Source organism: Sphingobacterium lactis (assembly GCF_011046555.1).
GTDB lineage: Bacteria > Bacteroidota > Bacteroidia > Sphingobacteriales > Sphingobacteriaceae > Sphingobacterium > Sphingobacterium lactis.
Window position 1 is genome coordinate 2,802,274 of the sequence record NZ_CP049246.1, and the last position, 24,637, is coordinate 2,826,910.

20 protein-coding genes are annotated in these 24,637 nt (G+C 44.5%); 12 read left to right on the plus strand and 8 right to left on the minus strand.

Features of this window, described 5'->3' with window-relative positions; genetic code table 11:
- Window positions 1-7: 7 nt before the first annotated feature.
- Window positions 8-652, minus strand: coding sequence for a DUF4294 domain-containing protein (locus G6N79_RS12205; RefSeq protein ID WP_234993195.1), 645 nt, complete (start codon window positions 650-652; stop codon window positions 8-10).
- Window positions 653-794: 142 nt separating this feature from the next.
- Here G6N79_RS12205 and G6N79_RS12210 point away from each other — a divergent pair, with 142 nt between their 5' ends.
- The 6 genes from G6N79_RS12210 to G6N79_RS12235 all read left to right on the plus strand — a co-directional run bounded on the left by G6N79_RS12210 (window position 795) and on the right by G6N79_RS12235 (window position 8,870).
- Complete coding sequence (locus G6N79_RS12210; protein WP_103906277.1) at window positions 795-2,999, plus strand: RelA/SpoT family protein; 2,205 nt, start codon at window positions 795-797, stop codon at window positions 2,997-2,999.
- Between the two features lie 80 nt (window positions 3,000-3,079).
- Window positions 3,080-3,574 carry a Fur family transcriptional regulator gene (locus G6N79_RS12215; RefSeq protein WP_103906276.1) on the plus strand — a complete coding sequence of 165 codons (495 nt, stop codon included), beginning with the start codon at window positions 3,080-3,082 and terminating at the stop codon, window positions 3,572-3,574.
- Between the two features lie 126 nt (window positions 3,575-3,700).
- Window positions 3,701-4,972 carry an adenylosuccinate synthase gene (locus tag G6N79_RS12220; protein WP_103906275.1) on the plus strand — a complete coding sequence of 424 codons (1,272 nt, stop codon included), beginning with the start codon at window positions 3,701-3,703 and terminating at the stop codon, window positions 4,970-4,972.
- A 5-nt stretch (window positions 4,973-4,977) separates the two neighbouring features.
- Complete coding sequence (locus tag G6N79_RS12225; RefSeq protein ID WP_103906274.1) at window positions 4,978-6,261, plus strand: anthranilate synthase component I family protein; 1,284 nt, start codon at window positions 4,978-4,980, stop codon at window positions 6,259-6,261.
- Between the two features lie 139 nt (window positions 6,262-6,400).
- Complete coding sequence (gene asnA / locus G6N79_RS12230; protein WP_103906273.1) at window positions 6,401-7,405, plus strand: aspartate--ammonia ligase; 1,005 nt, start codon at window positions 6,401-6,403, stop codon at window positions 7,403-7,405.
- A gap of 70 nt (window positions 7,406-7,475) precedes the next feature.
- Entirely contained in the window at window positions 7,476-8,870 is a 1,395-nt protein-coding gene (locus G6N79_RS12235) for an exonuclease domain-containing protein (protein WP_103906272.1), read from the plus strand.
- On the opposite strand, the gene dinB is transcribed toward G6N79_RS12235, so the two are convergent.
- The gene (gene dinB / locus G6N79_RS12240) at window positions 8,856-9,926 is read right to left on the minus strand and encodes a DNA polymerase IV (protein WP_103906271.1); all 1,071 of its coding nucleotides are present in this window, start codon (window positions 9,924-9,926) and stop codon (window positions 8,856-8,858) included. The two genes, G6N79_RS12235 and dinB, sit on opposite strands and share 15 nt — an antisense overlap.
- Before the next feature lie 159 nt (window positions 9,927-10,085).
- Between dinB and G6N79_RS12245 the strand changes: the two genes are divergently transcribed.
- The 3 genes from G6N79_RS12245 to G6N79_RS12255 all read left to right on the plus strand — a co-directional run bounded on the left by G6N79_RS12245 (window position 10,086) and on the right by G6N79_RS12255 (window position 13,328).
- A complete protein-coding gene (locus G6N79_RS12245) occupies window positions 10,086-10,961 on the plus strand; it encodes a carbon-nitrogen hydrolase (RefSeq protein ID WP_103906270.1) in 876 nt (291 codons plus the stop codon).
- Window positions 10,962-11,038: 77 nt separating this feature from the next.
- Complete coding sequence (locus G6N79_RS12250) at window positions 11,039-12,112, plus strand: agmatine deiminase family protein (protein WP_103906269.1); 1,074 nt, start codon at window positions 11,039-11,041, stop codon at window positions 12,110-12,112.
- A 13-nt stretch (window positions 12,113-12,125) separates the two neighbouring features.
- Entirely contained in the window at window positions 12,126-13,328 is a 1,203-nt protein-coding gene (locus G6N79_RS12255; RefSeq protein WP_103906268.1) for a porin, read from the plus strand.
- Window positions 13,329-13,999: 671 nt separating this feature from the next.
- Here the strand turns inward: G6N79_RS12255 and G6N79_RS12260 are convergent.
- The 6 genes from G6N79_RS12260 to G6N79_RS12285 all read right to left on the minus strand — a co-directional run bounded on the left by G6N79_RS12260 (window position 14,000) and on the right by G6N79_RS12285 (window position 20,266).
- Window positions 14,000-14,623: a hypothetical protein gene (locus tag G6N79_RS12260; protein WP_103906267.1), complete on the minus strand. Its 624-nt coding sequence runs from the start codon at window positions 14,621-14,623 to the stop codon at window positions 14,000-14,002.
- 44 nt (window positions 14,624-14,667) lie between these two features.
- Window positions 14,668-15,786: a lipid-A-disaccharide synthase gene (lpxB, locus tag G6N79_RS12265; RefSeq protein ID WP_103906266.1), complete on the minus strand. Its 1,119-nt coding sequence runs from the start codon at window positions 15,784-15,786 to the stop codon at window positions 14,668-14,670.
- A 212-nt stretch (window positions 15,787-15,998) separates the two neighbouring features.
- On the minus strand, window positions 15,999-17,174 hold the full coding sequence (locus G6N79_RS12270; protein ID WP_103906265.1) for an ABC transporter permease: 1,176 nt from the start codon (window positions 17,172-17,174) through the stop codon (window positions 15,999-16,001).
- Window positions 17,175-17,185: 11 nt separating this feature from the next.
- Window positions 17,186-18,151 carry an HlyD family secretion protein gene (locus G6N79_RS12275; RefSeq protein WP_103906264.1) on the minus strand — a complete coding sequence of 322 codons (966 nt, stop codon included), beginning with the start codon at window positions 18,149-18,151 and terminating at the stop codon, window positions 17,186-17,188.
- Between the two features lie 2 nt (window positions 18,152-18,153).
- Window positions 18,154-19,503 (minus strand): TolC family protein, encoded by a 1,350-nt coding sequence (locus G6N79_RS12280; protein ID WP_160003727.1) that lies wholly within the window; start codon window positions 19,501-19,503, stop codon window positions 18,154-18,156.
- Window positions 19,504-19,705: 202 nt separating this feature from the next.
- On the minus strand, window positions 19,706-20,266 hold the full coding sequence (locus G6N79_RS12285; protein ID WP_103906262.1) for a Crp/Fnr family transcriptional regulator: 561 nt from the start codon (window positions 20,264-20,266) through the stop codon (window positions 19,706-19,708).
- 188 nt (window positions 20,267-20,454) lie between these two features.
- Between G6N79_RS12285 and G6N79_RS12290 the strand changes: the two genes are divergently transcribed.
- The 3 genes from G6N79_RS12290 to G6N79_RS12300 all read left to right on the plus strand — a co-directional run bounded on the left by G6N79_RS12290 (window position 20,455) and on the right by G6N79_RS12300 (window position 24,636).
- On the plus strand, window positions 20,455-21,201 hold the full coding sequence (locus tag G6N79_RS12290) for a head GIN domain-containing protein (protein ID WP_160003725.1): 747 nt from the start codon (window positions 20,455-20,457) through the stop codon (window positions 21,199-21,201).
- 313 nt (window positions 21,202-21,514) lie between these two features.
- Window positions 21,515-23,557 (plus strand): TonB-dependent receptor plug domain-containing protein, encoded by a 2,043-nt coding sequence (locus tag G6N79_RS12295; protein ID WP_103906260.1) that lies wholly within the window; start codon window positions 21,515-21,517, stop codon window positions 23,555-23,557.
- Between the two features lie 5 nt (window positions 23,558-23,562).
- Window positions 23,563-24,636, plus strand: coding sequence for an HmuY family protein (locus G6N79_RS12300; RefSeq protein ID WP_103906259.1), 1,074 nt, complete (start codon window positions 23,563-23,565; stop codon window positions 24,634-24,636).
- Window position 24,637 lies beyond the last annotated feature (1 nt).

Sequence of the window (24,637 nt, forward strand, 5' to 3'; positions counted from 1 at the left end):
TCAGTATTTAAGGTTTTCTCATTGGCCGCGAACGTTCGTATTCGCGAATTATGTTTTCAATCTCATAGTCTTCTTGAGGATCGTAGGTGCTTTTTAAATTATGGCCGAAGATCTTGGCTACGCCTTGGTACACGAAAGCGGATATCCCTCCTTTCATATCTTTCACCAAATCGTAACTGGTGTTTCCGGTCTGTCTTTCGATCAGTTTTATCAATATTTTCCCTTGGGAAACACTGAGGTTTTTAACCTCAGAGGTGATCTTTTCCTTGATTTCGCGCTCACATTCCTTTATGAGCCTTTTTTCTTCACGGCTGGAATTGGCCAATGCGAGATCACGGTCCAATTGCTCATACCGTTTCTGCGCATAAATGGCATACGGCAACACGCGGATTACATTCCTGCGCAGGCGCAGGTACTTCTGCCGTTCATCCTCTGTCTTGAAATTCCGGCGGCCATAGACAACTACCTCTTCAATGGGGAACCAGGGCACCACTTCGCCATTGTCTAACGTCGTGGTTGCATAATGATCAACAACCTCAGGTTTTCCACCTCCATATTGTGGTTTCTGCAAGGACTGCGCCTTTCCCATGGTCAGGGAAAAAGTCACCAGTACAAGCGCTACGAACCACTTTTTTAGACTTCCACACATCATCAAATTATTAAACCCTATCCGTTAAATGTTTAAAATTATTCCGTATATTTATATTTTACCAGAGAACATCAAATCCTCTGGATTTCGAACACTTAAATATAACAAAAATAAAATTATTTTATATAGATAGCAGGGCATTTTTATGGAAGAATATGTGATTGATATTGAGGCTGAAAATAAGGAAATCCGTAAAAGATATAGAGCATTGTTACGCGCGTGTAAACCCACGCTTCAAAAAGGCGATAAGCAGCAGATCCGTAAGGCCTTTGATTTGGCCCTGGAGAGCCATAAAGATATGCGCCGGAAGTCGGGTGAGCCGTACATTTACCATCCCATCGCGGTAGCCCAGATTGCTGCCGAAGAGATCGGCTTGGGAACTACCTCTATTGTCTGTGCATTGCTACATGATGTCGTTGAAGATACCAGTGTTACCTTACAGGATATCGAGGAGCAGTTCGGCAAGAAAGTCGTGCGCATCATCGATGGCCTGACCAAGATATCGGGCATCTTCGACCCCAACAGTTCCATGCAGGCGGAAAATTTCCGGAAGATGTTGCTGACCCTGGCGGACGATGTCCGGGTGATCCTCATCAAATTGGCCGATAGGCTGCACAACATGCGCACCATGGAGTTCATGGCCCGCCATAAGCAGTTGAAAATCGCTTCGGAAACAAGTTATTTATATGCACCCCTCGCCCACCGCCTGGGGTTGTATGCCATTAAGTCGGAATTGGAAGATCTGTCCATGAAATTCACCGACCCGGATACCTATAAATTCATTGCCAAGAAGCTGAACGAAAAGAAAGCCGAGCGCGAAAAGTTTATCGTCGATTTCGTAACACCAATTCAGGAGATCCTGGCCGATGAAGGGATTCATGCTTCCGTGTTCGGGCGTCCCAAATCCATCCATTCCATTTGGAACAAGATGCGCAAGAAGTCCATTCCGTTTGAGGAAGTGTATGATCTTTTTGCCATCCGGATCATTATCGATACGGACGATGAAAAGGAAAAGACCGAATGTTGGAAGGTATATTCCATTGTGACGGATTTGTACCGTCCGAATCCCGATCGCCTGCGCGATTGGATTTCTTCCCCTAAGGCTAATGGTTACGAGTCCCTGCATACTACCGTAATGGGACCCCGCGGCCAGTGGGTGGAAGTGCAGATCCGGACACGCCGCATGAACGAGATTGCAGAAAAGGGCTTTGCGGCCCACTGGAAATATAAAGAATCCAACTCAGACAACGGTCTGGATCAGTGGATCCAGAAAGTGCGGGATATCCTGAGCAATCCGGAGTCCAATGCCATGGATTTTGTGGATGACTTCAAGATGAACCTCTTCTCGGATGAGATCTTCATCTTTACCCCCAAAGGGACATTGGTGCAGCTGCCGAACGGAGCAACAGCCCTCGATTTTGCCTTTGAGATCCATACGGACATCGGTGCGACTTGTATCGGTGCCAAGGTAAACCACAAGTTGGTGCCGTTGAGCCATGAGCTGCAGAACGGTGACCAGGTGGAAATCATTACGTCCAGCAAGCAGACACCGAAAGAAGACTGGTTGAACTTTGTGGTGACCGCCAAGGCGAAATCCAAGATCAAATCCTCCCTGAAAGAGGAAAAGAGAAAGGTAGCCGAAGACGGCAAGGAAATCCTCGAGCGCAAGTTGAAATCGCTGAAGATTACCTACAATACCGAGAATATCAATAAGATTTCCAATTTCTTCAAGTACCCAAGTTCTCAGGAACTGTTCTATAATGTTGCAAAGGGTACGATCGATATCAAGAATCTGCGTGATTTCGTTGCCAATGAACGTTCAGAGGATGCCAACCAGAACCAATTCCAGTCCCATATCAACGGGCTGGTGGAGAAAATCAACAAGAAGGATGACACCATCCTGATCGGGGATGATTTCCAAAAGGTGGATTATACGTTGGCACCTTGTTGTAACCCGATTCCGGGTGATGATATCTTCGGTTTCCTTACGGTCAACGACGGCATTAAGATCCACCGGACAAGCTGTCCGAACGCCTCCAAGCTGATGGCCAATTACGGCTACCGGATCCTGAAGGCGAAATGGGCATCGCTACATAACAATGTGGCCTTCCTGACCGGCTTGAAGATTGTGGGGATCGATGATGTGGGTTTGGTAAACAAGATTACCACCATCATCTCGCAGGACTTCAAGGTGAACATCCGTTCGCTTTCCATCTCCAGTAACGAGGGGATCTTCGATGGGGACATTATGGTCTTTGTGAACGATACGGCGCAATTGGACAGCTTGATCAAGCACCTGAAACAGATTCCAGGGATTACGGGCGTGACGCGATACGAATCAGAGAACTAAAGACTTACAAGCCATTGACAAATGTTTCGGGTAAAACCGTTAGAAAATGGTAAATTTGAATTTTAAAAGAGGAATACCTAATGAGACAAGGTGAAAATTACGAAACCGTAAAAAAGATTTTTGAGGCCTATCTTGAAAACAAGAACTTAAGGAAGACCCCAGAGCGCTATGCCATTCTTGAAGAGATCTATTCTCGGAACGACCACTTCGATGTCGAATCGTTGTACATTCACATGAAGAATAAGAAATACCGCGTAAGTCGTGCTACGGTCTACAATACCCTGGAGTTGTTGGTTTCCTGTGACCTGGTGACCAAACATCAGTTCGGCAGGAACATGGCGCAGTTCGAAAAGTCTTATGGTTACAAGCAGCATGACCACGTGATCTGCATCGAGTGCAACAAGGTGGTTGAATTCTGCGATCCCCGCATTCACCAAATCCAGTCGATGATTGGGGACCTGTTGAATTTCGACATCAAGCACCACTCCCTGAACCTGTATGGCATCTGTGCAGATTGCCGCAAGAGCAAGAATGCTCCTGAGCAGGCACCAAAGGAAGCAGTAATTTCAAATTAATTTAACATTCGGATAATTAATATATACCTTTGTTCGGAAAAAGGCACTGATGACCTTTTTCCGAATTTTTTTTTGATTCGAGGAACAAACAAATAAAATTTTAACAAATAAATTTCAAGTAATACTATGCAAGTTGATGTGCTTTTGGGTTTGCAATGGGGTGATGAAGGAAAAGGGAAAATCGTTGATGTTTTTTGTCCAAAATATGATTTGATCGCCCGTTTTCAAGGTGGACCAAATGCAGGACATACATTAGAGTTTGACAACAAGAAATTTGTATTGAACACTATCCCATCCGGGATCTTCAACGAAGACACACTGAACCTGATCGGGAACGGCGTTGTTATCGATCCGATCATCCTGAAAAGAGAATTGGATAATCTAAAGGCTGCCGGTTTCGACCCGGTTGGAAAAGGAAATCTGGTGATTGCCCGTAAGGCACACTTGATCCTGCCGACGCACCAATTATTGGATGCGGCATCTGAATCAAATATGGGTGCAGGTAAGATCGGTTCTACCTTAAAAGGTATCGGTCCAACTTATATGGATAAAACAGGTCGTAACGGTCTTCGCGTTGGGGATACTACCCTTCCGGATTTTATGGAGCGCTACGAAAAACTGAAGCAGAAACACTTGTCCATGCTTTCCCATTATGGCGAAATTCCTGACTTCTCTGAAAAGGAACAAGCTTTCTTGGCTGCGATTGAATTCTTGAAATCCATTCCACATGTTGACTCGGAGCATTTGGTAAACCAATATCTGAAAGACGGCAAACGTGTTTTGGCTGAAGGTGCACAAGGTACTTTATTGGACGTTGACTTTGGATCCTATCCATTCGTTACCTCTTCCAATACCACAACTGCTGGTGCATGTACTGGTTTGGGTATCGCGCCGAATAAGATCGGTGAGGTATTCGGTATTTTCAAGGCTTATGCAACACGTGTCGGTGGAGGTCCTTTCCCTACGGAACTGGAAGATGAAACCGGTGAGAAATTGCGTCAATTGGGTCATGAGTTCGGTGCTACCACAGGTCGTGCCCGTCGTACGGGTTGGATTGACCTTCCAGCATTGAAATATGCCATCATGATCAACGGTGTGACCGAATTGATTATGATGAAAGCGGACGTTTTGGATACCTTCGAAAAGATCTACGTTTGTACACACTATAATTACCAGGGCGAACAAATCGATTACATGCCGTATGAGATCATTACACACAAGCCTGAGCCGGTATTGAAGGAACTTCAGGGTTGGAATACAGACTTGACCGGTATTCAAAGTAAGGATGAGATTCCTGCAGCATTGGCGGATTATATCGCTTACCTGGAGCAGGAGTTGAACGTACCTATTAAATATCTATCCGTAGGTCCAGATCGTAAGCAAACGATCGTATTGTAAGCAATATGGCAAAAGCCATTTTTGAAACCGATATTTCACATTTCCTGCTACAGGCCCTGCAGTGGTCTAAAGGATTTGATGTGGTTTGCCTGTTTCAATCGAATGGTTTTCAAGATCAATATTCGCGTGTAGACAGTCTGTTGGCCATTGGTGCCACAGCTGAATGCTATGCAAAAGAGGGCGACGCCTTTGCCGCACTCGAAGATTTTAAATCCCGGTATCCCGAACAGGTGATCCCGGGATTTCTCAGTTATGACCTCAAGAATGAAGTCGAGCAGATCGCGACATCCCACCCCAATCCGCTGGAATTTCCTGATGCCTATTTCTTCGTTCCGGCTATAACGATAGCCTTCAGTAAATGGTCCGTTGAAATAACGGCCGACAACCCGGCGGCCATTTTCGAGGAAATCCGTACAAGGGAAGTGTCCACAGAGAAAAATACCTATACCGGCATGATCACGCCAAGGATGGATCGCACACAGTATTTTTCCGCTTTTGGCCATATCCAACGGCACATCCAGCAGGGTGATATCTATGAAGCCAACCTGTGCCAGGAATTTTACGATGAAAATGCCGTGCTGAGTGATCCTGAAGCACTGTATATGGAATTGAATACCGTCTCTCCGACCCCATTCTCTTCTTTCTTCAAGATTCGCGACCATTACATCATCTCGGCATCACCGGAGCGCTTTCTGGCGAAACGTGGAAAAACCTTGATTTCCCAACCCATCAAAGGAACTGCCCCACGCGGGGAAACAGCAAAGCAGGACCAGAAATTACGTGATAATCTCGCCAATAACCCGAAGGAAATTGCGGAGAATGTCATGATTGTTGATCTGGTGCGCAACGACCTCACCCGGAGCGCTGTGCCCGGTACGGTCAAGGTCACCGAAAAACTGGGCATCTATACCTTTAAGCATGTCCATCAGATGATTTCAACAGTTTCCTGTGAAATGGATCCGCAGTTATCGGATGTGGAGGTCATTAAGAACACCTTTCCGGCAGGTTCCATGACCGGAGCGCCCAAGATTTCGGCGATGAAGCTCTGCGATCAATATGAAACATCCAGGCGTGGTGTGTATTCCGGTGCAATCGGTTATTTCGCTCCGTCCGGTGATTTTGACTTCAATGTAGTCATCCGTACCCTCCTGTACAATAAAGCCAATGGCTACCTCTCCTTCCATACTGGTAGTGCCATTACGATTGATGCTGATCCTGCCTTTGAATTTGCAGAATGTTATACCAAAGCAAGTGCAATTTTAAAAGCATTAGGGCAAATCATTAAATAAATTCATCAGACATTCTGCATTTTAGCGTTATTTTTGCAATAAAATAGTTATATCATTAACATTTTGTTATTTTTGTGGTGATTATGAATCTTTGGTCCTCAGCTGGACGAAAGAACGATGTTTATTTTGTAGAAATTTAATGGGACGTCATATTTTAAAACGCGAACAAGCGATTACGTTTGTTAAGGAGACATTTGCCTCTCACCTAAAGAAAGTATTAAACCTTACACCTGTATCCTCTCCCATTGTGGTTTTGGATGGAACGGGTATCAATGATGATCTGAATGGAATCGAAAGACCTGTTTCCTTTCCGATCAAATCCTTGTCCGATCAACGCGCCGTCGTGGTTCATTCCTTGGCCAAATGGAAGCGGATCCGATTGAAAGAATTGGAAATGGAACCGGGCGAAGGTATATTGACGGATATGCGCGCACTGCGCCCCGATGAAGATTATTCTCCCATTCACTCCATCTATGTGGATCAATGGGATTGGGAAAAGTGCATCACACCTGCCGATCGGAACCTGAATTTCCTGAAGGAAACGGTAGAGAAAATCTACCAGGTTATCTATGATACGGAACAGGCCGTAGCGGAACACTATCCACAGGCACAGGCGATCTTGCCGAAGGAGATCAAGTTTATCTCTTCGGAAGAGTTGTTGCTAACCTATCCTACATTGACAGCCAAAGAACGCGAAAATGCCATCTGTAAGGAATTCGGTGCCGTTTTCGTGTATGGTATCGGTGGTGAACTGTCCAATGGTTTTGCCCATGATGGCCGTGCTGCAGATTATGACGACTGGAGTACAGATAATACCTTGGGCTTCCGTGGACTGAACGGCGATATCTTGGTCTGGAACCCTATTTTAGGTACTGCCTTCGAGCTTTCTTCTATGGGGGTCCGCGTCGATAAGAAAGCGTTATTGACCCAATTGGAAATCCGCAACAGTATGGATAGACAAAAGTTGACCTTTCACCAGATGTTATTGAACGATCAGTTGCCGGAATCTGTTGGCGGCGGCATTGGTCAATCCAGAATCTGTATGTTCATGTTGAAATTAAAACACATCGGTGAAGTGCAGGTGAGCATCTGGGATCCCAAGAAAAAAGAAGAACTGTACGACCAGGGTATCGAACTGCTATAGTACAGCCTAAGTTTAAAAAATAATACTAATAATTTTAGTAGTCTAATTATTAGTATTATTTTTGTGTTGCATGAAGACTTCACACTACGCCATTGTCGATATTGAAACAACGGGAGGATTTGCTGCGGCAAATCAGATTACCGAGATCGCGATTTTAATAAGCGATGGTTCACAGGTGATTGAAGAATTCAGTACCCTGATCAATCCACAACAGCCTATTCCCTTTCACATTCAGACGCTTACCGGGATTACGGACGATATGGTAGAAAATGCCCCTGTCTTTCGGGAGGTGGCCGAACGGATCTTTCAACTCTTAGATGGAAAGATTTTCGTGGCCCACAACGTCCATTTTGACTATTCTTTCGTATTGGCATCACTCAAGGATGCCGGATACAATTGGAAGGCGAATAAACTTTGTACGGTTCGGCTTTCACGGAAGATTTTTCCTAATCTAGGCTCCTACAGTTTAGGTCGGCTCTGCAAATCGTTGTCCATCGCTATACAGGATCGGCACCGTGCATACGGAGATGCAGCAGCCACCTTAACGTTATTCCACCAACTTTTAGCCGCGGATAGCGAGCAGTTTATCCTTCAGGCCGTTCAGGCTAAAGCGAAGGAACAGCGACTACCAACCCATATTCCGCGTGAGGATTTCGACCGGCTGCCGGATAGCACGGGTGTGTACCTATTCAAGAACGCCAGTGGCAAGATTATCTATGTCGGTAAGGCAGTAAACATCCGGAAGCGCGTCATCAGTCATTTTACAGGGAATAATATGGGGCAGCGGCGGCAAAAGTTTGTCAATGAGATCTGTGCGATTGATTTTGAGGAAACCGGGACGGAACTGATGGCTTTCCTGAAGGAATGCCACCTGATCAAGAAAATTTGGCCGGCATACAACAGTGCCCTCAAAAAATTCGAGCCCAAGTATGGTCTGTTGGACTATGAAGATGTGAACGGCTATTTACGGTTATCGATCTGTCAGGTCCGCAAGCATGTCCAACCTACCTTTTACTTCAATACGGTCCACGAATCAACCGTATTTCTGTTAAAATTGGCGAATGATTTTGAACTTGATCTGCGGCTGTGCAGTTTCTTCAGTAATCCTGCCCTGCCAAAGGAACCCAAGATGCAAAATCCAAGTACCGAATTACCTGACCAAGCAACTTACAACGCCCGCGTTACGGCAGCCATTGAGGCCTTATTGGGCCATAAGCGCTCCTTTGTCATCCTGGATCGCGGCCGACGGGAAGACGAATATAGTTTTGTGTACTACCGGGAAAATAAAGTGTACGCCATTGGTTTTATGGACAGGGAGACTGCTGTCGAAAATATTGAAGACTATATCGAACAAGAGCATAAAGTGCTCAGCAATTTCTACATGAACAATCTCGCGGAAAGCTATGCCCAGAAGCATCCCCGCAAAGTAATTTACCTACAAGGACAGCCGTTAGAAGAGGCTTAGTTGTATACCGACCTCATCAATGGTATCCTGATCATGGAAGTTGGAAATGGTCACACCCAGCAACCGAACGCGCTGATCCTGCATATCGACCTTATCGAGTAATCCCAAGGCATGGCTTTCAATCAATGCTTGGGAATCTAAGCTAAAAACCGTGGTTTTACTGCGCGTGATCTGGGTGAAATCAGCGAATTTGATCTTTACTGTCACGGTCTTTCCGAACTTCTCGGCCTTATCCAGGCGTTTGTATAATTTTTCGGCGATGCGCTTTATTTCAAAGACCATATCTTCATATTCATGCAGATCGGATTCGAAGGTATCTTCCACACCGATGGATTTACTGATCCTGTTTGGTTTAACGGGCCGGTCGTCCTCCCCCCGAACAATACGGTAAAAAAAACGGCCTGATTTCCCAAAATGCTGCACCATTTCCAGTTCCGAGAACCGTTTGAGATCCTTTCCCGTGAAAATGCCCATTTGGTTCATCTTCTTCGCCGTTACCTTTCCCACGCCGAAAAATTTATGGATAGGCAACTGTTCCAGGAAGGTGACGATTTTGGAAGGGCCGATAAAGGTCAGACCATTGGGTTTGTTGATATCGGACGCAATTTTGGCCACGAATTTATTGACGGATACACCTGCGGATGCCGTCAGGTTCAATTCGTCCTGGATGGCCTGTTTGATTTCTTTGGCGATCTCGATGGCGGATCCAATGCCTAATTTATCGTCAGTGACATCAAGATAGGCTTCATCCAGAGATAGGGGTTCGATCAAATCGGTATACCTGCGGAAGATGGAACGGATATGATTGGATACCTCTTTATAGACCTCAAACCTGGGATAGGTAAAGATCAGATCCGGGCACAGTTGAAGTGCATTGCGGGAAGACATGGCAGATTTTACGCCGTACTTGCGGGCTTCATAGCTGGCCGTTGCCACCACCCCACGCCCATCTGGCGAACCGCCGACAGCCAATGGTTTCCCCCGCAGTTCGGGGAAGTCACGCTGATCTACAGAAGCATAGAACGCATCCATATCGATATGAATGATCTTTCGCATATACAAATGTAGAAAAGCTCGTTGAATCCTAAAACTTTTAGCAAAAAATGAATTTCCTGACGGTACTGTGATGGAAAAAGTATATCGGCAATGTGGTTTTCCCCGGTAACCTCATGAATTTATAGTATCTTTGCGCGTATATCATAAAAAATTTAGAAGATGAGTAAAGTTAAAGTTGGTTTAGTTCAAATGTCCTGTGTGAAAGATAAGCAGACAAACTTGAACAAGGCAATTGAAAAGGTTCGTGAAGCTGCCGCTAAAGGTGCGCAAATCGTTTGTTTGCAGGAACTTTTTACTTCTTTGTATTTCTGTGATGTGGAAGATTATGACAATTTCGACCTAGCAGAAGCTATTCCTGGCCCATCTACCGATGCACTGTCTGCAGTGGCGAAGGAATTAGGAGTTGTAATCATTGCCTCCCTATTTGAAAAAAGAGCACAAGGCTTATACCATAACACCACGGCCATCTTGGATGCCGATGGATCCTACCTTGGAAAATACCGTAAAATGCATATCCCTGATGATCCAGCATTCTATGAAAAATTCTATTTCACGCCAGGTGATTTAGGCTACAAAGTGTTCCAGACAAAATTCGGAAAAATCGGTGTGTTGATCTGTTGGGATCAATGGTATCCTGAAGCTTCCCGTATTACAGCTTTGATGGGTGCTGAAATCATGTTCTACCCGACAGCAATCGGTTGGGCAACAGACCAGGATGAAGAAACAAACAAAGACCAATACAACGCTTGGCAGACGATTCAACGCTCGCATGCCGTTGCGAACGGTGTACCTGTTGTTTCAGTAAACCGTGTTGGTTTCGAACAGGACGGTGCCATGAAGTTCTGGGGTGGTAGCTTTGCAACCAATGCGCAAGGTAAATTGTTGTACCTGGCCTCCCATGACCAAGAAGAGGTTGAGGTGGTGGAAATCGATTTGAACGAATCGGATTTCTTCCGCAAACATTGGCCATTCCTACGCGATCGCCGCATTGAAACCTATGCGCCGATTACCAAACGTTTTATCGACGAAGATTAAGACGAAGATTAAAGATACTATTGCCAAACAACTATGCTTTGTCCTCAAGGCATAGTTGATTTTACTTAATATTTCACATGACAAGCTCTACGAATTCAGCACTTTATACGTTTGAAGAAACACCTAAAGCGCAGGGGTTTTCTTTTCCTGCGGAGTGGGAAAAACAGGATGCCCTATGGTTAAGTTGGCCGCACAAGGAGGAATCCTGGCCTGGGAAAATCCACAGCATCTATGGCCCCTATTCCCAATTTATCAAGTTGGTGGCGGCCGATCAATTGGTGCGGATCAATGTGGCAGATGAAGCGATGAAAACATTTGCCATGGGCCATATTATGGCTGCTGGCGCCAATATGGACAACATCAGTTTCTACTTCCACCCGACCAATGATGCTTGGTGTCGCGACCATGGTCCGGCATTCGTAATCAATCGGGAGACGGGCGAAAAAGCAGTTGTCGATTGGGGATACAATGCCTGGGGTGGTAAATACCCACCATTTGATCTCGACGACGTGGTGCCGACAAAAATTGCCAAAGAATTCAACCTCAAGCTTTTCACCCCGCCGATCGTTATGGAAGGTGGTTCCGTGGAATTCAACGGAAAAGGAACCGTACTGACGACAACAGCATGCCTATTGAATGAGAACAGAAATCCTCATTTGACCAAGGAACAGATCGAAGGGTACCTGAAAGATTATTATGGACAGGAGCAGGTCCTTTGGTTGGGCGATGGCATCGTCGGTGATGATACGGACGGCCACATCGATGATATTACACGCTTTGTTGCAGAGGATACCGTATTGACGGTTGTCGAGGAAGATCCGAACGATGAAAATTACGAACTCCTACAGGAAAACCTAGCGGCACTGAAGGAAATGACGCTATTGGATGGGCGACCTTTGAAAATCGTGGAATTGCCTATGCCAAAACCTGTCATTTATGAAGACCAACAATTACCGGCTTCCTATGCAAATTTTTATATCGCAAACAAAGTAGTGGTTGTACCTGTATTCAATGATGCGAACGATCAACGTGCTTTGGATATTATCCAAGGCTGTTTTCCGGATCGGAAAGTCGTAGGTATTGACTCGGTCGATATTATTTGGGGATTAGGAAGTTTCCATTGTTTAAGTCAACAAGAACCATCCATCTAACTAACTAAGCCTTATGAATTATAAATTCTTACTTACTCTACTCGTTATCATCCTATTAGCTGGCATCGGGCAGCTCCACGCACAGGAACGTGATGACCGTGCAACGATCTTAAATTTCAAAGGGATCCAATACAAATCCAGTGACTCCCTATTCTATGTGAATTTCCGTTTCCGGATGCAGAACCGTTTAGGTTTCAAACAGACCTTGGACGATGAAGATGAAGGAAAATTTGATGCTCGGATCCGTCGCCTACGCTTGCGTATGGATGGTTATATCTATTCACCGAAGATTTCCTATTCGGTGCAGTTGGCCTTTACGCGCAGTGATCAGGATTTTGATGATACGGGTATCGCGAATATTGTCCGTGACGCGGTCTTATTCTATAATTTTACGGATGATTTCTACATTTCTTTTGGTCAGAACAAGCTTCCCGGAAACCGTCAACGTGTTAATTCATCGGGACAATTGCAATTTGCGGATCGTTCCTTGGTGAATGAGAACTTCACGTTGGATCGTGACTTTGGGGTTTCGTTGAACTTGAGCAAGAAAATTGGCGATATGCCTTTCAATGCTAAAGCAGCAATTTCCACAGGGGAAGGTCGTGCAGCGGCATCTACCGATCCTGGTTTAGCCTATACAGGCCGTGTGGAAGTGCTTCCATTGGGTGAATTCACGAATGACAACGATTACCAAGAGGGTGATCTGGAGCGCGAAGAAACACCAAAGCTTTCCATCGGTGCCGGTTATAGCTATAATGATAAAACCAAACGTGAGGCTGGTCAGTTGGGGCGTTTTGTGCAGAATCCGTTCACCTTTAAAACTGCTTTTGCAGATGCGATCGTAAAATACATGGGTTTTGCTTACCAAGCGGAATACATGCGTCGTGATGTCGACAATCCATTCAATATGACCGATTCCGATACGCCGGAAGAAACCTACGCTTATAAAGGTTGGGGTTTGAACCAACAGGTTTCGTATCTATTGAACCATGGATATGAAGTTGCCGGCCGCTATACCTATGTAATGCCACACAAGGATATCCGTGCCTTCGAATCACAGACCGAATTGATCGAGTTGGGTTTGACGAAATATGTAAAAGCACACCGTTTGAAATTCCAGTTGAACGGTACCTATACGTTTAAAGATGGGTACTTTAACAATGCAAATGATAAAAGCGCTTGGGGTGCGATGTTCCAAGTGGAATTGGGAATTTAACATTTGAAAATTCACATAAGGAAAGGCCCTTCAATTATTGTTGAAGGGCCTTTGCTTTTTAGGATAATATCGAATAGTATAATCGGGCTTTGAGCAATATCAACTCTCCTCCTATTTTGTACGGTTCATATGCTAAAGTGCATTAACAAGGATTTTAAAGCTTATTTTTTGCCGCTTATCTTAACGGGGAATCCAAAAAATCCTCAATCCGTCGAAATCCCCTACCTTACCCCACTATATAACCGCTTAACGCCAAAATTGAGAATTTCTCAAAAAATAACTTAACAGGCTGTACATCAATACATTATTACAAATTATTCATGTTTTCGTCCCAAAATGGAACTACTTTTTACCTAGACCTTGTCTGAGGTGAATCCGAGGTGAGAGCGTGGTGAGAGCGTGGTGAGAGCGTGTCTATAGACACGGTTTCACCTCGGTTACAGTACGGTCGCACCACGCATGCACCTCAGACAAGGTCCCGAACTGTTAAATCAGATTTTGGTTGTTCATCATCATTCGGGAAATTCAAGATAAGAAGGTATAGCGGACATGCCATCTTGCTTTATTGGATTTTGAGTTTCCATTGCGCACATTAGTAAAAATAAAGCAAAAGAAAAGCCCTTCAATTTTTGTTGAAGGGCCTTTACTTTATTTTATACTATCAAATAATCTTATTTTGCTTTGATTGTTACCTTTCCTTCTTGTCCAGGTGATCCGGAGTAGATCTGCCCCTGAGGAACTCCACGCATACCTGGAGCCGACATAGCGATCTGTCCGTAGATCCGGCTAAGGTCAGAGTGTGGATTGACGCGCAGTCCACCCGGTTGCACATCCACAAATAAAAAGCTCTTTCCTTTCTTATCCGTAGTTTGTGGTGCTATGCCCTTTCCGTCATAGGTCAGGGTAACATTTCCGCCATCACCATTCGGATGGGTCTTGGTACCATTCATGGCATCCAAGCCACGGGCAATGATAAACAGGGAACCCAGCTTATTAAAATTGATATCTATATTCAAGTCTGTTGCATTGTTCTTGCTATCCTGACCGGTAATAACAACGTTGTTCCCGATCTCAGCATAGCCAATTTCAAGCTTTACATCCTTTTTCGCGTAGAACTCCAATTTCGCGCGATCCTTCATGATCAGGGTGTCAATTTTCAGCACCATGGATGAATCGCCTTTATTGAAGACTTTCTTGTCCTTTCTGCCCAGTTCCAATCGTTGGATATGTTCGACCTGTTGACTGAATCCGAGAAAGCCCACCATCAGGAAGGCCAATGTCATAATATACTTCATGTTGATAATCCTCCATATTTAGGACAGTTTGCGAAACTAAAAGTTTAATCTTCTCCCCGTAAATACTTAACGATCAGCTTAGCTGTTTTTTCAGAAGCTCCCGGTGTACCCATCTTCTCCATCAGCACATCGTAGTTTTCAAGCACACTGGCGCGATGTTCCTTGTTGCTGATCAATCTGCCGAGTTCATCGCCGATCGTCTCCGTTGTGCAATCTTTCTGTATCAGTTCGATGACGGATAGGTAATCGTTGATCAGATTTACAAGGGAAATGAATCGAACTTTAATCACTCTACGGGCGATCATGACCGATATCGGGTTGGCTTTGTAGACCACGACCTGCGGTACACGCAATAGCGCAGCTTCCAGTGTCGCTGTACCACTCGCTACAACAGCAGCTTCGGCATTCTTCAGGAGGTCGTAGGTTTGATCAAAAACAACTGAAATCGGGTAATTGCCGATATAACGCTGGTATAGGGATATGTCGAAATTAGGTGCACCCGCAACAACCAACTGGTGCCCAGGAAAGCGGTGGTACAGATCAATCATTTCCGGTAAGAGGTGCTCAATCTCCATCTTCCGGCTACCGGGCAACAGCGCAATAATCGGCAGGTTGTCCAAGCCATTCTTTTCCCGAAAGTTTGGTTGAAATTCATAAGCGGAAATGGCATCAAGCAATGGGTTTCCGACATAATCGACGGGATAATGGTACTGCTTGTAGAATTTCACCTCAAACGGTAGGATACAAAACATGTGGTCGACCAAACGCTTGATTTTATACACCCGCTTCGTATTCCATGCCCAAATTTTAGGAGAAATATAATAACAGACCTTTAGTCCCAATTTCTTGGCAAATTCGGCAACCTTCAGATTGAATCCGGGGAAGTCGATCAGGATCAAGGTATCCGGCATAACCTCTTGGATATCGGCTTTCACCTTCTTTAAATTCTTCGCAATGCTTCCCAAATTCTTAATCACTTCCACAAAACCCATGAAAGCCATTTCTGATGTATGGATCAGGGCTTGCTCGCCCGAGGCCGCCTGCATCTGATCGCCACCCACAATTCGGAACGTCGCTTCCGGATCTTCCTTTTTCAACGCTTTGATCAAGTTCGCCCCGTGAAGATCACCCGAGGTCTCCCCTGCTATAATGTAATAATTCATCTTTCGTAATAAGCTCTAAATATAAGCAATTCAAGGCTAGAATTTACCTATCAACCGGCCAAATCTGTTGTTGACAGCCTTCCAGCGATTTCAATTGGAAGCTATCCATGCTTTTGTTTGCTGAAGGTAATCCATGGACAGATCAATATTTAGGTACAAAAAAAGCGCCCTATGGGAAGGGCGCTTCAACAGGTTGTTGTTAAAAGAAAAAGTTAAACTGATGCTTCAACCTGGATGTTTTTCTTAACCTTTCTGATCTTTAATTGCAGCAGTATGATGGAAGCGATAAGGGTTACGATCGCAATGATTGCCAATCCCAATACCGGCCCATGAATGTAAGCCCCACTGCCCTTCTCGATGATCAATGTCCTGAAGATCTGTAAGTAATGGGTTAAGGGGATCAACTTAGCAATGCCCACAACCCATTCTGGCATTTGGCTCAATGGCCAGGTAAATCCGCTGAGGATAAAACTCGGTGTGGCAATGACCATCAGGATTTCTGTTGCTTTCAATTGACTCGGTATAGCGATGCTGACCAAGATACCGATAAAGCTGACGGCGAATAGAAACAGGACGGTCGATCCAAAGAATGCCCATCCTTCAACCTGTAACGGCATCCGGTACCATAACGAATAGCCATAATACAACGCGAAAATAAGTGCGGACATCAACAGGTATGGCAGGATTTTGACCAAGATCAGCACGAAGACATTGCTGCATCGATTCACGAGCTCGCCGAATGTGTTGTTCTCAAATTCCGAAGCAAAGCTCAGGGCCAGGCCCAGCATCATCACCTGTTGCAACACCGTGAACAGCACACCTGGAAGCATGAAATACAGGTAGTTTCCACTCCGAATATTCTGCTTGATCATGGTGATCTTAAAGGGTTCGAACTGCTGGGTTGCCACAAATTCAGGAACGCCTTTCTTTTGCTGCGCTTTGATCTGAATCCCTGCTTTCATAGTCGATGCCGCCACGTTGGCCGCCATCATGGCATAATTCGAGGTCAGCGTATTGGAGGCATTCACGAAAAGGGTCAGTTCTGTTCCTCGGTTGTAATTCACATCGGACGAGAAATTCCTGGGGATCTGAACCACGACCGTGGATTCCGTTTTCATTGCCTCTTCTTTTGCGTGAAAAGGGTCGTTTAAGACTTTCGCTACATAGATCACCTCGTTATCATTGAACATATCGATCAATTGGCGGCTCAGGGGACTGCGGTCCTCATCCACGACAATGATCGGCAGGTTCGTTACTTTCCCCTTTTTATATACCCCACCGACCAGAACGCCATACAGGATGGGGGCACCAAGGAAGAGAACCAGCAATACTTTATTGTTAAAGAACAGCTTGAATTCCCTTTTTAATAAGCTTAAAAAGTTTTTCATGATTGGCCTCATTAGTTTTGTTTAACAATGAACGTTGCTTTTGTCAACAGTTCTTTTGCCTCGGCTTTGTTCACAGGTTTCATGCGGACCTCGAAAAGGGTCTGCTGTTCTTCGAAATCCGGATAGGCCGTTGCGATGTTCGCGTACGAACTCAATGGTTTTATGGTTTCAATGGTCGCTTGGACCTCCTTATTTTCCAGATACGGGATTACCAACGTTTTGGTGCTTCCTTTCGCAAAATCCTTCACCTTGTCTTCCGGAATGGTTACGCGGAAGAAACTGCCATCATTGATGTATCCGGAAATTACGCTGTATCCTGCCAATGCGAGTTCGCCAACTTGCAGGTTGATATTTTCCACACTCATATCTTGGGGAGCAATGATGTAGCGTTCTTTCGCTGCTACATTCACCTCATCGACAGCACCAAGCGCACGTTCCTTCTGCCCCATCGCCATCCGTTGCTGTTCGATGCGAGCACCGTGCTGTACATCTGCCAACTCAGCTTGCGCCGCTAGATATTGGTTCTTGGCACCTTGGTATTTCGCATACACCTCATCGTATTTCTGTTGGGCAATCAAGGAGTCACGCAATAAGTTGTTCATGCGGTTGAGTGATTTCTGTGCAAAATCGTATTGTTCTTTCAGTCCTGCAACCTTGGCGTGCAATTGTTTCATCTGTCCATCCGTAGCCCCTTTTACCGCCATGTCGTATTGCGCCTGTGCGGCGTTTAATGCACCCTGTGCCTGAATGGATTTGGCATCCACCTCTGGCAGTTCCAAGATGACCAAGGTATCTCCCTTTTGGACTTGCTGGCCGACTTCTACCAAAATCTTCTGGATTTTTCCCGGAATCTTGGTCGTCACTGCGATCTGATCCCTATCGATTTTTCCTTCCAGTTTTCTTTCCTGTGTTTTATTTTCGTTCGTACAACTTTGTAGGACGAGTATTGCTGCTATGCTGTATAGTATATTTTTCATGATTATTGGGTAATGGTTTGATAAAGATTGCCGTTCGCTTTCAATAACTCCGAAGCGGCTTGACGATGACTAAGAACTTGATTGTAATAACCTAGCGATTGCTTATAGAATTCATTTTCCGCTTCCAAGCGCTCGGTTACATCGGCCAGGCCTTCTTCAAATTGACGGGATGCCAAATGCAGGTTGTTCTGCGCGATGGCCATCTGCTGTTCACTGACCTGAATCTTTTTCAGGGAAAGGTCGTAGTCCACTTCCGTCTTACGTTGTAAGAGGGCTAATTTCTCCTTCGTGTCCGTCAATTTATTCGCATTGATCTGCACATCCAGATTTGCCTTTTCAACAGCAGTCTTGTGCGCTTTTCCCTCAAATATATTCCACTTCATGCCTATGCCTACAGCAAAACTTGGCGCCATGCGCATGTGGTTGCTCTCAATTTTCAGATCGCCCACTTTCGGTAGGTCTTTTACGGTGATATCGGTTCCGAAAGCATTAAAATAGGACATGTTACCAAAGGCAAATACCTGCGGAAGTTGCGCGCCTTTTTCTTTTTTCAGCACATATTCATATGCTTTTTGCGATGCCTCAAGCGCAGCCAATTCCTTTCTGTTCATGGTTTTGGCAGCGGCCATATCCAATGGAAGCTGATCAAGTTTGTAGTCGATGGACCGCAGTTCTTCGATGGACATGCCCGTTAGCTCTTCCAATTTGAAATAGAGCAGCTCCCGGTTGCTTTCCACTTCGGCCTTTTTGCTTTCCAGTTCGAGCATCGCCAATTTAATCTTATCCCGGTCATAGGGAATCGCGAAACCATTCTCAATACCTTTTATAACTTTATCATGTTCTTTGTTCAGGCGTTTCTCGGAATCCTTGATCAGCAGATCCACCTCCTTCAAGAGCATCAATTGATCGAAGCTCAACATCACTTCCTGTGCTAACTGGTCATAACCTGCTTCGCTCATGAGTTGTTGGGCCTTGAATTTCTGTTCCAATGCCTTTTGGCCATTCGTGATCTGCAATCCGCTGAAGATAACCTGGGTGGCTGTTACCCCGGCAAGGCCCACCTGACTGGAAATGTTCATTTTCTGGGAACCCTCAAATAAAGGGGTACCCAACAACGGTAAAGTCTTAGTGGGTATATCCAAGTCGATGGAACTGTTCAGGTAGCCGTACATGGCATTGGCGGAAACATGAGGCAATAACTTGCCTTTCACATTTTCGCGATCCAGCGCTACTTTTTGGTTTTCCAGGTTGGCATTGATCAACGACTTATTGTATGTGACCGACCTTTGGACGGGATCCTTAAAATAATGCAGGCCATCCTGCGCAAACGAGCTGACACTCGTGAGCAGCATAATGGCTAAACTAGATAATGATTTTTTGACGCTTAAATCCATAATGAATCAGTTTGCTATTTCTTTTAACAAGACAAAGGTGCAAGAGTTTTTCGCGGATTCTTTTCAGATATCTTAAAAAACACCTTTGCGGTTAATAATTTGGGTTGGTGGTGCGATTTGGTGTCGCTATACTTTCTTTGGGTTAAAATTAACGAATTACTTATTTCATTCCTCGTATTACGGAAAGTGTTTGCTGAGAAATGCCTAAATACGAGGCGATATGGCCCAGTGAGGCATTCTGAAAGAGTTCCGGATTTTCCTCGATCAGCGCATTGTAACGTTCATGGGCGGTCTCGAATTGTGTTTTATAAAATCGGTTTGAGAAATTGATCAATGAATCCAACAATACTGTTTGGATAATTTTATTCACCGTAATATCGGTGTCTGCCAATTCCTGCACCGGGGCAAAAGGAACGATGCAGATGCGTGAAGGTGCAAGCGCCTGAAAACCAAAGATGGTGGGTTTGCCATAAAATACACTCTCACTTCCCGAACTGAACGTATTGGGACCGAAAAAGTAATGAGTAATTTCCCTTCGGTTTTTATAGTAGTACATCCGCGTGAAACCCGATTCAATAAAATAAAAATATTTCAGGTAAGTGCCCGGTTCAAAAATGAGCTCCCCTTTTGCAAAATCCCTGACCTCCATTATGGAATCAAAGAATTGTTCCAGATCGTCATTGATATGATAGAGTTCCTTAAAATAATCCAATAGTTGCATGGTCGTGATCCCCGTTGTTAGATTGCTGAAATTATATGTTTTTGACCGACTAACAAAATATAATCCCCTGTAATATGGAAAATTACCACATCCGCATAGCAAAAATTAGCTACTGTGCCATTTTGATTGCTGGACATGAATACGTATTTTTAATAGACAATAATTTATTAACCTCAAGAAAAATAATTATGAAAAAATTGTTGACTATTGCCTTGTTGGGATGTGCAACACTCACCTATGGCCAGCACAAGGAAACAAGGAAAATCGGTCAGTTCAATGGTATTTCGGTATCACAGGGCATCCGCGCAGAATTTGTTCAATCCAACAGAAATGAAGTTGTTGTAGATGTATCCAAAGCGGACTTGCTCGCGAAGATTGAAACCAAGGTGAGCAACAATACCCTTGTGATCCGTGTGAAACCGAATTCCAAAATTTACAATGCCAAAAACTTAAGCGTAACCGTCTATAGCAACGCGAGATTACAGCAAGTTTCTGCGAGCTCTGCTGGGAAATTGACAAGTACTGCAGCGATCCACACGGAAAATTTCAAAGCGGATGCCTCATCTTCCGGATCAATAGCATTGGGTAAAATCGAATCCCGCACGGCTACGATCCATGCCAGTTCTGCTGGTAAGGTGCATGGACAGTTACGTGTAAAGGAATTGCAGATCGATGCTTCCAGTAGCGGATCAGTAGCCTTAAAGGGTTCAGCAACAAATGCGAAAATAAATGCTTCATCAAGTGGAAGTGCATTGCTGGATGACTTGACGGTTTCCAATGTGAACGTTGGAGCGAGTTCCGGAGCAAGCGTTAATATTGATGTGAAGAATTCCATAGTTGCCAATGCTTCGTCCGGTGGGGACATCAAATATTCGGGAAATCCGAGTAAAACGGATTTCAACCGATCATCAGGAGGAAGCGTAAGTAGTAAATAACCCTTCCGAATAATCCCCTATTGGGATATACGCCCCGTCCCACATCTGCAACCTATTTAAATAATACGTGCAGTTGTGGGATTTTTTATATCAAAATTCCACGACCTACAACTACATGTATTGGTATAATTCCTAAAGTTACAAAAGCTCCTAAAGCGAAGCTTGCTTCTCCCCATCTCATGTACCATTTATAGGGTATTATTTAACTTTTTTCCTATTACGTTGTATAATTTTCCTTTTACGTCATCCGTTAGTTTGGAATAATTCTAAACAAGACCTAAGTTTGTCTCATTATTTATAATTATTCTAAATAATGTTACGTTACCCATTTGCATATCTAAGCATATTATTATCACCTGCAGCATTTGCCCAACAGGATACAACGGACCAAACACTTCCGATTGAGGAGGTTGTTGTGACCGGACAATTTTTACCGACTTCACTTCGCAACTCAGTTTATAAGATCCGTGTGATCGATCGGGAAACGATTGATCGCCGCGGGACAGCAGATATGACAACCCTATTGAATACAGAGCTTGGTTTTCGATTTTCGCATGACCTGGTACTCGGAGAAACGGATATTCAACTGATGGGTTCTTCGGGCAATAACATCAAGATTCTGATTGATGGCGTGCCCATTATTGACCGCGGAAGCTCTAGACAGAGCCTTTCTCAAATTGATCTCAACGATATCCAACGGATTGAAATTGTTGAAGGACCGGTTTCCGTTATGTATGGAACGGATGCCCTCGTCGGTGTTATCAATATCATTACCCATGCCGGCGTGATGAAAAAAAATACCATGCGGATCCAAGCCCGTCTATTGGAAGAATCCGCCAGCAAAGAGTATCGGGCATTCCGGAAAGAAGGCCGCCACAATGCCAATGTAAGTTTGGATTATGCCGGAAAGGTATGGTCTTTCGGGTGGTCAGGTAGTCGCAATACGTTCGGAGGTTTCCAAGGGAACAGAACGGGTCGATCCTTGCAATGGCAACCCAAAGACCAATGGCTGACTTCAGGAAAAGTGGGCTATATGCAGGATAAATTCCAGGTCAATTACAATTTAAATTACCTTCATGAGGATATCTTCACGCCTGGAAATATCAATATAAATAATAAATATACGGATAAAAATTACGTCACGAACCGCTATACCCACAATCTACAGAGTGGTTGGCAGGTCAGTGATAAAGTGCAGTTGACAGGTTCTGTTTCCTATCAAGACTATGAAAGGCGGACAAAAACGCGCAATTATGATTTGAATACCCAAACCATGGAATTACCTGAAGGCGCTGGATTACAGGATGTGTCAAAATTCCAACAGGTATTTGGTCGGGTGAATGGATTATATAAAGTACAGGAAAATCTTGGTCTGATGGTAGGCCTTGAATTTGATTACGACAAAGGTTCTGGCGCCCGTATTCAGGGAAATGCGGACATTTACGACTTTGCAGCATATCTATCTGCTGAATATCACCTGGGTAAGCGCATATTAATGCGTCCGGGTATACGGATGGTCTACAATTCCATCTATCCCGCTCCGCCAATTATACCGGCCTTCAATACCAAGGTGCTTTTGGCCAAAAATTTGGACCTTCGCTTGGGCTACGCTATGGGCTATCGTGCCCCTGCCCTCCGCGAACTCTATTTTACCTTCCATGATACCAACCATTCCATCGATGGAAACACCAACCTGAAAGCAGAAAGGAACCATAACATCAACATGAATCTGAACATCCATGATGTTTCGCTAGGAAAAACCATGTTCCATAGCTCCTTAACCGGATTTTACAATTACTTCAACAACCTGATTTCCATTGGGGAGTCCATTGAAAATCCAGGTTCCTATACGTACTTAAATATTGGGAAGTACAAAACGATGGGGACTACCTTAGAGAATAAGCTTACGTTGCACAATACCTCCGTAAATGTAGGTTTCAGTTACTTAGCCCGATTGAATCAGGTTTATGACTACAACAAATCCTTGGGCAAGTACTTTTGGACCCCTGAGTTGAACAGCAGCATATCCCAGGAATTTCCGAAGCTAAAGGCGAACATCAGTGTATTTTATAAACTGTACGGAACGCGCCCGAGCTTCCGGACGCAAGGATCTGGTGCACAGATGCAAATCTTGCAGGCAGAACAAGCAGCATATTCGATGTTGGATATTTCCATCAGCAAAAGTCTGTACCGTGATTTCACCTTACTGGGAGGTATGCGGAACTTAACGAATACGGTAAACATTACAAATTCATCAATAGAAGGAACTGGCGCTCATTCGGTTAGTAGCTCTTCAATCCCAATTAGTTATGGGCGCTCAGTTTTCTTCGGCTTACAATATCAATTTAATAATTAGAACATATGAACACTTTAACAAGAATCACTAGTCTGGGGCTCATTACTTTACTCGCACTGTCATCCTGCGAGACACGGGGTGATGATCCGATTCCCGTTGTGCCACCTTCTGAAGGAAGCAAATTGACACTTCAGGGAGGCGCTGGCGAGTCTGATGCTGCTAATGCCGTATATGTCGATTTTAGCGCTGATAAACAAACTTCCGTTGACCGAAAATCGTGGAGCTTAGGCTTCTATAATCAAGATGCCTATCGGGTGATTCTCAATAACCAGGCGGCCTATGCTGCAAAGGCAACAGATAAAACAGATATTCTTGCTGTCAATTCAACGAATACGGATATAAATGTCCTTGCCTATGGATTTGGACCAGAAAAATTGGCCAACTACGATGGTACCGATGGCGACATGAGCAAGACAGTTATTGCTGAGATCAGTGCAGCTGGTGCTTCAAACCTTGTATATATTGTTAACACTGTGCATGGTGGAAAAATTGACAAGGAAAATGTGTACAAGGTGCGCATCAATCGCGGAAATAGTAACGATTATATCCTGGAATACGCCAAAATTGATGAAAAGCAAATTCAAAAGGCTACCATCAAAAAAGACGCTAAAACTACGTTTACCTTCTTTTCATTTACAGGTGGCACTGTACAGGTGGAACCTGCAAAAGACAGCTGGGATATCGTTTGGACAAAATCTATGTTCCATACTGGTGCGCTAGCATATGCCTTCAGTGACTTGGTTTTCATCAACCACCTCAATGGTGTTTCTGCAGCAGAAGTGATATTTCAGGATAAATCCGGTAAGTCGACAGACCAGCCTTCCTATGAAGAGTTCGATGCCAGCAAATTGTCCAGCATCGAATTTTTAAAAGGACGCAATACGATAGGCAGTTCCTGGAGAAGGACTACTGCGATGAAGGATGATCCACGTGTCGGCGTTATGCCGGACCGGTACTATGTGATCCGTGATCAGGTCGGTAATATCTATAAACTTCGTTTCCTAGCCATGGGTGTAAATAACGATGGCGGGAAAAGAGGATATCCAGAAATTGAATATAAACTTGTGAAGGGTAAATAAC